Genomic DNA, 15560 nt, shown 5'->3' with positions numbered 1-15560 from the left:
TAGTATTCAAGATTAATAGTTTTAAAAGTGAGGTGTTGTATGTCAATTTCCCTGACAGAAAGTGCAGCCCAGCGTGTTTTGGCTTTCCTTGATAATCGTGGAAAAGGTGTTGGTCTGCGTCTGGGAGTGAGAACTTCCGGCTGTTCTGGTATGGCATATGTACTTGAATTTGCTGATACAGTTAATGATGAAGATCAGGTTTTTGAAGATAAGGGCGTGAAAGTTATCGTTGACGGTAAAAGCATTGTTTACCTTGATGGAACTGAGTTGGATTTTATCAAAGAAGGCCTGAATGAAGGCTTTAAATTCAACAACCCCAATGTTTCCGGCGAATGCGGCTGTGGGGAAAGTTTTAACGTTTAACCCCCGTATTTTGCGAAACCAAGAGTAACTTATGGACTACTTTACTTTATTCGGGTTGCCTGCGCGTTATGCAATCGATCGCCAACAATTGGCGACCCGCTATCAGGAGTTACAGCGTCAGTTTCATCCTGATCGTTTTGCCACCCAGCCAGAGCGTGAAAAAGCGCTGGCGCTTCAACAGGCTGCAACCATTAATGATGGTTATCAGACTCTGAAACACCCCCTGAAACGTGCAGAATATATGCTATCTCAGCAAGGGATTAACTTATCCAGTGAACAGCACACGATGCAGGATACGGCTTTCTTGATGCAACAGTTAGAGTTGCGTGAAGAGCTTGATGCTATTGAGCATAGTGCCGAGCCGGATGCCGCATTGGCTGGTTTTTCATCTCGCCTGAATAAAATGATTAAAACGCGTAGTGAGCAGATGGAACAGCAGCTGGATGCAGAACAGTGGGCAATAGCAGCCGATACTGTCCGTAAGTTACGCTTTCTGGATAAATTGCAACAGCAGGTCGAACAGCTGGAAGAACGGCTGTTGGATGATTTTTAGCTGAATCGCGTTTTAGTGAACAATGCGGGGCTGATTTAGTATACCCGAGAAATTTCAAGTTATATCGAGGCCAATGATAAAGAGGCAGCTTGAAAGACGGGTATAATTGGTTTTTATAGGGGCACACATGGCTTTATTACAAATCAGTGAACCGGGTTTATCTGCCGCACCACACCAGCGTCGTCTGGCAGCGGGGATTGATCTTGGTACAACACACTCCCTGGTTGCGACAGTCCGCAGTGGTCAGGCTGAGACCTTAGCAGATAGTGAAAACCGTCACTTGCTTCCTTCAGTTGTACAATACTGTAAAGATGAAATTCAGATCGGCTGGCAGGCACGTCAACAGGCGGCTTTTGATCCTGTTAATACGATAAGCTCTGTCAAACGGATGATGGGGCGCTCTCTGGCTGATATTCAGCAGCGTTATCCGAATCTTCCTTATCAATTTCAGGCCAGTGAAAATGGGTTGCCGTTAATTAATACTGCGGCAGGTTTGGTTGACCCTATTCAGGTTTCTTCTGACATATTGAAATCGTTGGCTCAACGGGCAGAAGAAACACTGGATGGTAAACTTGATGGTGTTGTTATCACTGTTCCCGCTTATTTTGATGACGCCCAGCGTCAGGGGACGAAAGATGCCGCGCGTTTAGCGGGTCTGCATGTCCTACGTCTCCTGAATGAACCCACAGCGGCTGCGATTGCCTACGGGCTTGATTCTGGTCAGGAAGGGGTGATTGCTGTTTACGATCTGGGTGGCGGCACGTTTGACGTTTCTATCCTTCGCTTGAGTCGTGGTGTTTTTGAAGTATTGGCAACGGGCGGTGATACAGCTCTGGGTGGTGATGATTTTGACCATCTGCTGGCAGACTGGATCCGTGAGCAGGCTGGGATTACTGATACCGACCACGGATTGCAGCGTCAATTACTGGATGTTGCGACACAAACCAAAATTGCGTTGAGTGATGCAGATTCAGTCTCAATTAATTTTGCTGACTGGCAGGGCAATATTACCCGCACCGAATTCAATGAATTAATTACGACACTGGTTAAACGGACTTTATTGGCTTGCCGTCGGGCATTGAAAGATGCTGGCGTGATAGCTGACGAAGTGTTACAGGTCGTGATGGTGGGAGGCTCAACAAGAGTTCCGCTGGTGCGCAGCATGGTAGGCGAATTTTTTGATCGTGAACCGCTGACCTCAATCGATCCGGACAAAGTTGTTGCGGTCGGAGCGGCAATACAGGCGGATATTCTGGCAGGTAACAAGCCAGACAGTGAAATGCTGTTGCTGGATGTTATCCCGTTGTCACTGGGCCTTGAAACGATGGGCGGGCTGGTTGAAAAGGTTATTCCGCGCAATACCACTATTCCTGTCGCAAGGGCGCAGGAATTTACGACCTTCAAAGACGGGCAGAGTGCAATGAGCATCCACGTAGTTCAGGGTGAACGCGAATTGGTGGCTGATTGTCGTTCTCTGGCGCGTTTCACGCTGCGGGGAATTCCTCCGTTGCCGGCAGGTGGTGCGCATATCCGCGTGACTTTTCAGGTTGATGCTGATGGTTTACTGAGTGTCAGCGCATTGGAGAAATCGACGGGTATTGAAGCCTCTATTCAGGTAAAACCTTCTTACGGTCTGTCTGATGAAGAAATCGCCCGAATGATCAAAGACTCAATGAGTAATGCGCAGGAAGATATTCAGGCGCGTAAATTGGCTGAGCAAAAAGTAGAAGCAGCACGAGTGCTGGAAAGTTTAACCGGTGCGCTGGAAAAAGACGCTGACTTACTCAGTCAGGAAGAACATGTTGCCATTGATGCTGCCGTACAAGTATTAATTGAAAGTGCTCAGGGAACATCTCCTGAAGCGATTGAAAGTGCAATTAAACAATTGGACAAGCAAACGCAGGAATTTGCTGCGCGTCGCATGGACACATCGATCCGCCGGGCTTTGGCGGGCCATTCTGTGGATGAAATTTAATTATGCCTAAAATTGTATTTTTACCTCATAACGAACTTTGCCCTGAAGGTGCAGTATTGGACGCTAAAGAAGGCGAATCAATTCTGGATGTTGCACTGCGAAACGGTATTGAAATTGAGCATGCCTGTGAAAAATCCTGCGCATGCACCACGTGTCACTGTATCGTCAGAGAAGGGTTTGACTCATTGGAAGAAAGTGAGGAACTGGAAGATGACATGCTGGACAAAGCGTGGGGTTTGGAGCCGGAAAGCCGCCTGAGTTGTCAGGCCAAAGTTGCTGATGAGGATTTGGTTGTTGAAATTCCTAAATACACGATCAACCACGCGCGTGAGCACTGAGTCTGAGAACTAAGCAGGAGAATAGAGCGAAAATGAAATGGTCTGACAGCCGTGAAATTGGCGAAGCACTTTATGATAAATTCCCGGATTTAGATCCTAAAACAGTGCGTTTCACCGACATGCATCAATGGATTTGCGAACTGGATGGTTTTGATGATAATCCGGAAAAATCCAACGAAAAAGTATTAGAAGCCATTTTATTGGTTTGGTTGGATGAGTTTGAATAACAGAGATCAATCTTACAAGCCATGTTACGCAAACAAATAATGCGAAAAACAGTGCTAACTCACCAATTTCTGTCCAATGACTTGGCATAGTCTGTATTTAATGAAAAACTGGCACTCGCCAGTTTTTTTACATTTATTACTCTAATAATGATCCTAATACAGTAAAAATAAAATCAGAAGAGAGAAAGATAATGACCAAAAACGCTATACCGGCGCAAATCATGCCGATAACTCTGTCTTATGAGCCAGCTAAAGCATGCTGGGGTGAAAAGGCGTTAATTAGCTCAAATGATCAGGGAATGATGATCCATATGTCAGGCGAGAAATCTGACATAAACAGTGAACTGGCGTTGATCCAGCGTGCCGGACGTAAAATTAATGGGCAAGGTATCTATAATGTTGCTTTGGCCGGTGAAGGCTGGGATCTGGAAAAAAGCTGGGCATTTTGGCTGGGTTTCCGGGCGCCAAAAGGGCTGCGTACTATTGAATGGCCGCAATTGAATGTCGAAGAAAAACAGGAACTCGAACATCGAATTAAATTCATCGACTGGGTGCGTGATACCATTAACCTGCCTGCCGAAGAATTAGGGCCAGAGCACCTTGCTCAGCGTGTTATTGATTTAATTAACAATGTAGCGCCAGATGCTATCAGTTATCGCATCATAAAAGGTGATGCTTTGTATGAACAGGGCTATGTTGGTGTCCATACTGTCGGCCGTGGTTCTTCCCGTGTGCCTGTTTTTCTGGAGCTGGATTTCAACCCAACAACAAACAAAAATGAACCCGTCTTTGCCTGCTTAGTCGGAAAAGGTATTACCTTCGATTCAGGCGGATATAGCCTGAAACCATCCAACTCGATGGGAGCCATGAAATCAGATATGGGGGGGTCAGCAACGCTGTCAGGTGCGCTGGCACTGGCGATCAGCCGTGGCCTGAAACAGCGTGTAAAACTGTTCCTGTGTATTGCGGATAATATGGTCAGCGGGAATGCGTTCAAACTGGGTGATATCATTCGCTACCGTAACGGTAAAACCGTTGAAGTCATGAATACGGATGCAGAAGGTCGTCTGGTACTGGCTGATGGTTTAATTGATGCCAGTGCAGAAAATGCCTCTTTGATTATTGATGCAGCGACATTGACGGGTGCAGCAAAAATGGCAGTGGGTAACGATTACCACTCTGTTTTCAGTTTTGATGATCAACTGGCGGCGGATTTATTGGTTGCAGCGGATACAGAGCATGAACAATTCTGGCGTCTGCCATTGGCTGAATTCCACCGTAATCAACTGCCATCCAACTTTGCTGATTTGAATAACATTGCTGCACCTTCTCACACAGCTGGCGCAAGTACTGCCGCGGCTTTCCTGTCTCATTTTGTCGAGAATTACAAAAAAGGCTGGGTACATATCGATTGTTCAGCAACTTATCGCTCATCTGCGGTTGAACAATGGTCGGCAGGTGCAACAGGTTGTGGTGTCCGTACCATCGCCAACTTACTGCTGGCAAAAGCAAAATAAGCACATGAGAAGGAAAATGTAATGAATCAGGACATTGTGCTACCCGACTTTGACATCACGGATTCTGACGAAGATGATCCACAGGCGCGTGAACGGGTCAGTGAATTACTCGATCAATGGAATATCAGGCAGACGGGCGAGCAGGGTAACCAGCCTCTGGATATTTATATCCGGGATAGCGATGGTGAAGTGATTGGCGGTTTAGTCGGACGAACGTCACTTGGCATGCTTTTCGTCAACTATCTTTATCTCCCTGATGAACTCAGAAGTCAGAGACTGGGCAGTGTGTTACTCAGAAAAGCTGAGGAAAAAGCCCGTCAGCGTGGTTGTCATGCTGTGACGTTGTACACGATGTCCATTCAGGCACCTGAGTTTTATCTCAAACACGGATACACGGCTTTTGGTAAAGTCGCCTGTAAACCGGCGGGAAATGCCAGAATATTTATGTATAAGATGTTGTGATATCTGAATACTTCTGCTTTCCTGTTTTCTGGCCTCCTCATGTGGGGAGGCTATGATTTAGCGCTTTTTATTGGGTATAACCCTGCTTTTAACACCTGTATCAACATATATACTGTTCGGAGATTTTCATGAGCTTGTCAAACGAAGCCGTTGCCACTGAAATTGAGGTTCCGAGTGGAAGTCGTATTACTCTCAGCCAACTAGAAGAACAACCAGTCCAGCTTATTGAAGCCCTGATTAATTTATTTAAGCAGCATAAACCCGTACGCCGTGCTTTTCTGGTGATGGCACACGATAAAGGGCAGGACGAAAACCCTAATCTGTTAATTGGTCTGGAGCTGAGTGGGATACAGGCAGACAGTGACATTAATATACTGATCCAGGCTGCTGGAGAGGTAGCTTGTGAACACCTGAATGAAGATGAATCAGTGGATTTTTGCCTGCTTGATGAAAAAGATGGCGGGATAAGCCACTACCTGATTCAACATACTCAGCCTTTCTACCAACGGAAACTGGGCAGTTGGCTGAGGGAGACTATCCCTGTACTCAATCAATAAATATTAATTAACACAGGGATCGTGTAATGAATGAGTGCCAGCCGGTGAACAATAAGGATTATGGTTATGTGTCAACATCAACTGAGGCAATGGGCAACAAGGAAAAAACGCACAATCACGTCAATGGTTGTTACTTTGTTTGCATTCTTTGCGCTAGGTATTTTATCCGGATGCGATCAATCGCAGGATAATGAAAACAGTATAAAATCGGAAACATCAGCAATTCCGACACCTTCAGAAAAAACAGATACCGCCAGTCGCGGTTCTCACTCCCCAGCAACACAATCTCCAGCAACCCCATCCCTGCCACGCCAATCACTGGAAGAGCAATATGCGGGTAAAGCTGTCACCATTTTAGACGCTTCAGAAGTACAGTTGGATGGTGCCAGTGCAATGGTTGTCACATTCTCTGTTCCTCTGAATCCCGACCAAAATTTTGCTCAGCGAGTGCATTTGGTTGATGTTAAATCCGGCAAACTAGATGGCGCATGGGAGTTATCAGATAACCAAATGGAGCTGAGACTCCGCCATTTACCTCCAAAGCGCGAATTAATATTAACTGTTGATGACGGTTTACAGGGCATCAACGGGCGTAGTCTGTTCAATGTCTATGAAAAAAAATTTCAGACTGCCTCAATTGAACCTGCTGTCGGTTTTGCCAGTAAAGGTGTGCTTTTACCCAGTAAACTAGCAGAAGGCTTACCCGTTCTGGCGCTGAATGTTGATCGGGTCGATGTTAATTTTTTCCGTATCAAAGAAGCTTCATTACCCATGCTTATTGCTCGCGGGCGATACCTCAGCGGTATAAATTACTGGAATTCTGAGCGAATACTGGAAAATGCAGATTTAGTCTATACCGGTCGCTTTGACTTGAACCCGACACCAAATACCCGTGAAAAATTGTTATTGCCATTGAACGATATCAAAGAGTTGCAAAAGAGTGGTGCCTATCTGGCCGTTATGCAGCAGGCCGGAAAATATGCTTACACTAACCCGACCATTCTGTTTACGCGGAGTGATATTGGCGTTTCAATGCATAGCTATCTGAATCAGATAGATGTTTTTACCCAATCACTGGAACAGGGTTCCGGCCTGAAAGGTGTTGAGGTTCGTGTACTGGATATCAATGGGCAACTTCTGGCAAAAAACACGACAGACAGTAATGGTCACGCCACACTGGAAAAAAGCCCCAAAGCGGCCTTATTGCTGGCAACGCAGGGTGAGCAAGTCAGTATGATTGATCTGTCATCCCCTGCACTGGATCTGTCTGAATTTGATATCGGTGGTGAACAAGGGTATAGCAGGCAGTTTTTTGTATTCGGCCCCCGGGATCTGTATCGTCCGGGCGAAACATTGATTGTTAATGGCTTACTGCGCGATGCGGATGGTCGTTTGTTGAAACCCCAGCCGGTAAAAGTGGATATATTAAAATCCGATAATCAGGTTGCGCGCAGTTTTGTCTGGCAACCTGAAAATGGGTTGTATCAATATCGTTATTCAATCCCACAGTCTGCTGAAACCGGGATGTGGTCACTGCGTTTGGATTTGGGAGATAACACACCACGTTATTACAAATTCAACGTTGAAGACTTTATGCCTGAACGTATGGCCTTAGAAATTAAAGGAAATACGGATAGCCAACCAATACAGAAAAATGAAAGTGTTAATTTTTCCATTACGGGTCGTTATTTGTATGGTGCTCCGGCAGCCGAAAATCGGCTACAGGGCCAGTTATTCATGCGTCCGGACCGTGATGCAGTAGCGAAGCTATCAGGATATGAATTTGGCTCGTCGAAAGAAGAAGAGTTAAGCAGAACACTGGATGAGTTTGATTTAGCCCTGAATAGCGAAGGAAAAACTGACATTATTGTCAGTGAGGATAACTGGAAATATGTTTCTTCCCCGGTAAGCATCCTCGTACAAGCCAGCCTGCTTGAAGCAGGCGGACGGCCGGTAACACGCCATGCTGAACAGGCGGTCTGGCCTGCTGAAAAACTGGTTGGTATACGCCCGCTGTTCAATAAAACATCGAATTATAACTATTACACTGATCGTTATGAATCCCGTTATAACGTTAATGAAAACTCACTGGCGGAGTTTGATGTTGTTTATGCGGATGCCAATGGTAAAAAATACGCTACGAATGATTTGAGAGCTCGCTTGATATACGAACGCCGTGATTATTATTGGCGCTGGTCTGACGACGGTGGCTGGGATTCGGGATATGATCAGAAAGATCTGATGATGGCAGATGAGCCTGTTCAAATTGTGGAAGAGGGTACAGCAAAAATCAGCTTTCCGGTTAAATGGGGTTCTTATCGTATCGAAGTTGTGAATCAGAAAAATCAACTTATCACCAGTCTGAACTTTTGGGCCGGTTATTCATGGCAGGATAATACTGAGGGAACAGGAGCCGTCCGGCCGGATCAGGTCAAATTATCACTGGATAAACCTGCGTATAAACCGGGGGATAAAGTCAAACTGCATATAGCTGCCCCACAGGCAGGTAAAGGCTATTTATTACTCGAATCCAGTGATGGTCCGTTATGGTGGCAGGAAATTAACGTGCCAACACAAGGTCTGGATATTGATGTACCGATTAATCAATCATGGGCACGTCATGATCTGTATCTGACTGCTGTTGTCGTACGACCGGGAGATAAAAGCCGTCAGGCAACATCAAAGCGGGCAATCGGCGTCTTACACTTACCACTAATGGATGAAGGGCGTAAGCTGGATCTGACACTCAGCGCGCCAGACAAAGTACGCCCAAATCAGGACCTTTCTGTCAAAATTAAGGTAACACCGCAAAAAGGCAGGGAGTTGCCAAAGCAGGTTTATGTACTGCTTTCTGCTGTTGATTCAGGTGTCCTCAGTATTACTGACTTTAAAACACCGGATCCCTATGAGGCATTTTTCGGACGTAAGCGTTATAGCGTTGACCAGTATGATGTTTACGGACATCTGATTGAAAGTGAAGGGCGCAAGGCAAACTTACGCTTTGGTGGTGATGTTGGTGAAGGTGAACCGGAAAGAGGCGGTAAAAAACCACTGACAGTCGTCAATATTCTGGCGGAACAGGCTAAGCCTATTAGCCTGAATGCTGATGGCGAAGGGGAGATTACGTTACCAATCCCTGACTTTAATGGTGAACTCAGGCTAATGGCGCAGGCATGGAGCGATGACGAATTCGGAAACAGTGAACGCAAAGTTACTGTAGCCGCACCAGTGGTTGCGCAGATGTCATTACCGCGTTTTATGGCTGGTGGTGATCAATCTCAACTGGCATTAGATCTCACTAATCTCACTGAGCAGCCACAAAAGCTGACATTGAATTTTGCTACAACCGGGCTGATAAAATTACAGGGATCTGCGAATAACACCATCACGCTGGAAACAGGAAAAAGGGTAACGATTCAAATTCCGGTTAAAGCTGATTATGGATTTGGACAAGGTGAAATTTTCCTGACCGTTGACGGCCTGAAGGTATCCAACGAGATACAGCAATACAAAAACAGTTGGAAAATAGGTGTTCGTCCTGCATACCCTGCTGTCACCAGACAGTTTGCGGATGTTATCCGGCAAGATGAAGAATGGCTGTTACCGCCGGATGCGATCACAGGTCTGGCACCGGAAACATTGGAAGGGCAGCTTTTACTGACCAGCAGGCCACCACTCCAAATCGCCCGTTATATCCGCGAATTATATGCTTACCCATATGGCTGTCTGGAACAGACGATCAGCGGGCTTTATCCGTCTCTCTATTCCAATGAAGCTGAACTGAAAAAGCTGGGCATTAAGACACAAACTGATGAAAGTCGTCGGGCAGCCATTGACGCCGGTATTACGCATCTGCTGAGTATGCAACGTCATGATGGCAGTTTTTCTCTTTGGGATCGTCATGGTGAAGAAGAATTCTGGCTAACCGCATATGCGGCAGATTTCCTGTTCCGTGCTAATCAGCAGGGCTACAGTATTCCGGTTGATGCCCTGAAAAATGCCAATAACCGGCTACTGCGTTACTTGCAGGATAAAAACACCATCAACGATCGCTATAGCGGTTCGCACAGTGCAACACAGTTTTCCGTTCGTGCTTACGCAGGTCTAGTTTTAGCCAGCCAGCAGAAAGCGCCATTAAGTAGCTTGAGACAACTCTACGATCAGCGGGAGCAGGCTGATAGTGGATTATCTCTGGTGCAATTAGGCATAGCATTAAGAATGATGGGAGATGATAACCGAGGCAATGAAGCCATTCACTCCGGTGTGTCTAAATCCCGTCAACCGGGTTATGGATTGCTTGATTACGGCAGCACCATACGTGACGATGCATTGATTGTCGCCCTGTTGACTGAAAACAACATCTTGCAGAAAGAGCGGGATAAAAAGCTACTTGCATTATCCAATGAACTCTCGTCCCGAAAGTACTTTTCAACACAGGAAAGTAATGCGCTTTATCTGGCCGGACGTTATTTTATTGATGCCAGTGAACAGCCTTGGAAAGCTGTCATTAACCGACAAATACCACCGATTAACCGCGATACTGCGTTAAATAACGCCTTGCCTGCCAAACAGCTTCTGCACGGTATTGAGATAAGTAATCGGGGGGATAATTCCCTGTATTCACGGCTGAATGTGGTGGGTTACCCTCTGCAAAAACCAGAACCTTATTCAAACATACTGAATATTAAGCGTACCTATCTTGATTTAGCGGGTAAAACTTACACGCCGGATCGCCTGAACAGCGGCGAGCTGGTGATTGTAAAACTGGAAATCAGTGCGACCCAACCTGTTTCAGATGCGCTGGTTGTGGATCTCCTGCCCGCAGGATTGGAGCTTGAAAACCAAAATCTGGCATACAGCAGCGCCAGCCTGAGAGAAAGCGCGATAGACTTGCAGGAGATGGTTTACAGAATGCAAAGAGCGAATATTCGTCATATGGAATACCGGGATGATCGTTTTGTTGCCGCTGTTTCTGTAGAGCCTTACCAGCCAGTGACCCTGTTATATTTAGCCCGTGCTGTTGCACCGGGGGTTTATCAGATCCCGGCTCCACAGGTTGAATCCATGTACGTACCTTACTGGCGTGCCGTGGGTGAAACAGGCGAAAAACTGGAAGTTGTCCGTTAACTGTGATGCATACATAGGATATTTGGTAATAGCAGTCCATTTTAGTTAGAAAAAAGCTTCATCTATGGTTTGGTAACTACAGACCAAAATCATGGATGAAGCTTTGACGATTATTGCTATAAAAATCTTGTTAACTAAATCCTTCCTGTAATTATTCCTTACAAAACATAGTTTATAAGCACAACATTGATTAAATACCCGCGAAATATTTAACCTTTCACATTGTTCTTTAGCTACCAGCCATAGCGAACAGCAATTTATTACTTTGTGCTCCACATAACAGCTTAGATGGGCTTTATCGAAGATTAATAATGATAATTTGATTTTTTTGACTAGTATTAATAATTGGGAATAAGTGAACGTTATAAAAGAAATGAAAAAACAAATTAATATTATTAGTTAATGTGAAAATTTCTGGGGTATTCATACATGTCTTCATATGCAAGAAAAACTATTAGTTTCTTTGTTTTCTTCTACACATTATTAATGCCCTCTTCAGTATTTAACGCTTCAGCGGAAGATACTATAAAATCTGAGGACGTGTATACCCATTTTAAAAAAGCTAGTGATACTTCAGAGCTTGATACCCCACCTGATATTGATAACACAGCCCGGACAGTAAGCCATATTTTGTCTTCCTCCTCCTCAGAACTGGTGGAGCAAGCAACATCCTATACATTGAATAAATTTAACAGTACCGTATCTTCTGAAGTACAAAAGTGGTTATCGCAGTATGGTACTGTGGGAATTAACTTTGGATTAAACCGTGAATGGACTCTAAAGAATAATTCAATTGACCTTTTACTACCGATTTATGATAACAAAGAAAATTGGCTGTTTTTTTCCCAGTTGGGTTATCGCAATAAAGATAGCCGAAATACGGTTAACTTAGGTTTAGGTAGCCGCTATTTTGATAAGAACTGGATGTATGGTTTAAACACTTTCTATGATTATGATGTAACAGGAAACAACCGGCGATTAGGGTTAGGGGGGGAAATTTGGGCCGATTATATTAAATTTTCCGCTAATACTTATCATCGCTTAAGTAACTGGCAAGAATCCCGGAATTTTGAGGATTATCATGAACGCCCTGCCACCGGTTATGACATTAATGGCGAGTTTTTTTTATCGGCTTATCCTAACTTGGGAATGAAGCTGACCTATGAGCAATATTTTGGTGATAATGTCACTTTATTTAACCGTGATACGAAACAGAAAAACCCCAGCCAAACTAAACTAGATCTGATGTATACCCCGATTCCGCTAATCACAATTGGTGCAAGTTATCGGCAAGGTGAAGAAGGCCACACTGAAACCCAGTTTCTGACAAACTTAAATTATAAATTCGGAATTCCATTAAGTACTCAGTTATCACCTGCTAATGTCGCATCTATGCGGACATTGATAGGCAGCCGCCATGATTTGGTTGAAAGAAATAATTATATTATTTTGGATCATAAAAAAAGAGAAAAAGATGAACTGTACAAGCTAGACCCAATTAGCGGATATGGCCAGCAGGAAATAATTGTTAATGCTCCTATCCGATCTTATGCAAATATCAAAGATATTAGCTGGTCTGTGCCAGATAAAGCATTTAAAGAAAATGACGGGAAACTCACGCCAGAATCAGGCAGGAGTATTATTATTACGCTTCCCAGTTATCAGGAAACGCATAAAAGCGATTACGAGCTTGATGTATTGATCACTGATAATCAGGGAAGGAAACAAACTGTTCAGACCAAGATAAATGTTGTGCCTTTTTTAATCGATGAAAAAGTGAATATTACAAGTAATGAAAAAAATGGATATACATTTAGTGATCCCATTATTACTTATCGCGGAGCACCTTCCGGAGAGTTTGTTAAAAATGCCAGCATAAATAAGGTGACTTGGATAACTGATCCGCCTTTAGGCGATGAATCTGGATTAGAATTTACATGGAAAAATGGTCCTGCCAAAACGAATGATGAGGGTAAACTGGCAGATGAAGAAGGAAATTTGATACTTAATACTTTAACTAGTAAAAAAGCACACAAAAAAGTTTTCGTTTATATACAGTTGGATGGTGCACCACGGCAGAAAATAGGGACTGTGGTGTTTAACCAATATCATGTTAATAACATCACCGTAGAGCCAGCAGGCTCGCTGCTGGCCAATGATAAAGACACCTATACGTATACCGCCCATATCGTCGATCAGGATGGGCATGCGGTGCCGGAAGGCACCGTGATCGCTGGGATTAAGTGGGGCATAGATAACCCCTCGAAGAAACTCACCTTTACGTTCAAAGATGGCGAAGAGAAGGCTGGGCAGGGAGGGACACTTATCGCCACGTTACGCAGTGCCGATATTATTACGGATATCGGAGTTTCGCTGAGCGTGGAAGGGCAGGCCGCGCCGACGCCAGCAGAGCGGAAAGTGTCTTTTCAGGCCGATCCAACAAAATATAGGGTCAAAGCCATCACCGTGGATCCGCCTACACACGTTCAGCTGGCCAATAATAAAGACACCTATACGTATACCGCCCATATCGTCGATCAGGATGGGCATGCCGTTCAGGAAGGCACAGCTATCGCCGGAATTAAGTGGGGAATCGATAATTCTTCGAAGAAACTCACCTTTGTGTTCAAAAATGGCGAAGAGAAGGCCGGACAGGGAGGAACACTTATCGCCACGTTGCGCAGTGCCGATATTATTACGGATATTGGGGTTTCGCTGAGCGTGGAAGAGCAGGCAATGCCGACGGCAGCAGAGCGGAAAGTGTCTTTTCAGGCCGATCCAACAAAATATAGGGTCAAAGCCATCACCGTGGATCCGCCTACACATGTTCAGCTGGCCAATGATAAAGACACCTATACATATACCGCCCATATCGTCGATCAGGATGGGCATGCGGTGCCGGAAGACACCGTGATCGCTGGGATTAAGTGGGGCATAGATAACCCCTCGAAGAAACTCACCTTTACGTTCAAAGATGGCGTAGAGAAGGCCGGGCAGGGAGGAACACTTATCGCCACGTTACGCAGTACCGATATTATTACGGATATCGGAGTTTCGCTGAGGGTGGAAGGGCAGGCCGAGCCGACGCCAGCAGAGCGGAAAGTGTCTTTTCAGGCCGACCCAACAAAATATATAGTCAAAGCCATCACTGTGGATCCGCCTACACACGCTCAGCTGGCCAATGATAAAGATACCTATACGTATACCGCCTATATCATCGATCAAGATGGCAAGGCCGTACAGGGAGGTCAGATTATTTCTAACATTCAATGGAACATAAATAATCATACTCCAGGACTAGAGTTCACGTTCAAGGATGGAGAGGATAAAGCGGGATCAGGGGGAACGCTTACAGCTACACTTAGAAGTACTGAAGTGGTCGATAATGTAGTAGTTTCTCTGGAAGTAGAGGAGCAGTCATCTCCCACCTTAGCTAAGCCGGTCCAATTCATATTGGATAAAACTGAATTAGAGATAAATATTGATATATCTCCATCTGGCCCATTAAAAGCTAATGATTCTGATACATATATGTATGTGGCTACCATTTTTAATAAAAAAACAGAAAATATATTACCAAATTATTCTTTTGATAAAGTAAAATGGGATATATTACCTCATGGTACTAATGGTATAAGTGTAGATATAGTATCTAATACCACTAACTCAAAAGGAGAATTAATTGCTAAAGTAAAAAGCAATGTTGGAATTGATGATTTTAAATTAGAGTTAACTATAGATTCAGAAATAAGAAAAATTAGTGATAATAGAAAGTTCGATGCTGTTCCGAAAGCAGCTGGTATGTTTATGTATAATATTAATAAACCATCAATTCATAGGTTTGAAGGAAGATTGAATCATCCTACTAATGCATTTTCTAGTTTGGTTGGGAAAATGAAAACTGCAACTGGTGAAGATATTTATAATCCAGTGATAGATGAATCAATTATTTTTAGTTCAAGTAACTCCAAATCTGTTTCTATTGATGATAATAGTGGAAATATATCATTCTTAGCTCCAGGGGATTCCAGAATAGAAGCGTTAGTAATAAAGAAAAATAAAACAAAACAAATATATTTTTATACTACCTCAGTTAAAAGATTTTTCTTCATAAATCCATATAGAACAGGCTATTATTTTAATTATTCTAAAAATTGTGAAACAGATAAACTTGTCACACCTAATCTTAGTGGGGATATTACTACATCTAATAATACTGGATTGGCAGTAGAATTTCCGAATAGCTACGAATGGGGTATTTTGGATGAGGTCACCACAGAAGTTCCTTCTGAAATAGGATACTTTTTTGTTTATAATGGAATATCCTATTTATCATATAATTCATCTAATGGTAGAGAGACAAGAGATGGAGAGGGCGTAGTACTTTGTGTAATGAAATAAATTTGAAAAAACTCTATCACATTGTTCTACTAATGCGATA

The 15560-nt window shown here is 44.0% G+C and carries 10 protein-coding genes; all 10 read left to right on the top strand.

What is annotated here, in order from left to right; genetic code table 11:
- Positions 1-39 precede the first annotated feature (39 nt).
- The 10 genes from iscA (at position 40) to AAC855_RS01515 (ending at position 15520) form a co-directional block, all read left to right on the top strand.
- Positions 40-363: an iron-sulfur cluster assembly protein IscA gene (gene iscA, locus AAC855_RS01560; RefSeq protein WP_086956076.1), complete on the top strand. Its 324-nt coding sequence runs from the start codon at positions 40-42 to the stop codon at positions 361-363.
- A 31-nt stretch (positions 364-394) separates the two neighbouring features.
- Entirely contained in the window at positions 395-916 is a 522-nt protein-coding gene (gene hscB / locus AAC855_RS01555; RefSeq protein WP_340607885.1) for a co-chaperone HscB, read from the top strand.
- Between the two features lie 127 nt (positions 917-1043).
- Positions 1044-2891 carry a Fe-S protein assembly chaperone HscA gene (hscA, locus tag AAC855_RS01550; RefSeq protein WP_340607884.1) on the top strand — a complete coding sequence of 616 codons (1848 nt, stop codon included), beginning with the start codon at positions 1044-1046 and terminating at the stop codon, positions 2889-2891.
- A 2-nt stretch (positions 2892-2893) separates the two neighbouring features.
- The gene (gene fdx / locus AAC855_RS01545; protein ID WP_099110592.1) at positions 2894-3229 is read left to right on the top strand and encodes an ISC system 2Fe-2S type ferredoxin; all 336 of its coding nucleotides are present in this window, start codon (positions 2894-2896) and stop codon (positions 3227-3229) included.
- 32 nt (positions 3230-3261) lie between these two features.
- Positions 3262-3456, top strand: coding sequence for a Fe-S cluster assembly protein IscX (iscX, locus tag AAC855_RS01540; RefSeq protein WP_099125477.1), 195 nt, complete (start codon positions 3262-3264; stop codon positions 3454-3456).
- Positions 3457-3647: 191 nt separating this feature from the next.
- The gene (pepB, locus tag AAC855_RS01535) at positions 3648-4973 is read left to right on the top strand and encodes an aminopeptidase PepB (protein WP_340607883.1); all 1326 of its coding nucleotides are present in this window, start codon (positions 3648-3650) and stop codon (positions 4971-4973) included.
- Between the two features lie 21 nt (positions 4974-4994).
- On the top strand, positions 4995-5435 hold the full coding sequence (locus AAC855_RS01530) for a GNAT family N-acetyltransferase (RefSeq protein ID WP_340607882.1): 441 nt from the start codon (positions 4995-4997) through the stop codon (positions 5433-5435).
- Positions 5436-5563: 128 nt separating this feature from the next.
- Positions 5564-5992 carry an enhanced serine sensitivity protein SseB C-terminal domain-containing protein gene (locus AAC855_RS01525; protein WP_340607881.1) on the top strand — a complete coding sequence of 143 codons (429 nt, stop codon included), beginning with the start codon at positions 5564-5566 and terminating at the stop codon, positions 5990-5992.
- 66 nt (positions 5993-6058) lie between these two features.
- Positions 6059-11119, top strand: a complete 5061-nt coding sequence (locus AAC855_RS01520; protein ID WP_340607880.1) for an alpha-2-macroglobulin family protein — start codon at positions 6059-6061, stop codon at positions 11117-11119.
- Positions 11120-11548: 429 nt separating this feature from the next.
- A complete protein-coding gene (locus tag AAC855_RS01515) occupies positions 11549-15520 on the top strand; it encodes an inverse autotransporter beta domain-containing protein (RefSeq protein ID WP_340607879.1) in 3972 nt (1323 codons plus the stop codon).
- Positions 15521-15560 lie beyond the last annotated feature (40 nt).

The sequence above is a fragment of the Xenorhabdus bharatensis genome, assembly GCF_037996705.1.
Classification (GTDB): Bacteria; Pseudomonadota; Gammaproteobacteria; order Enterobacterales; family Enterobacteriaceae; genus Xenorhabdus; species Xenorhabdus bharatensis.
This window is presented reverse-complemented; position numbering and strand designations above follow the sequence as displayed.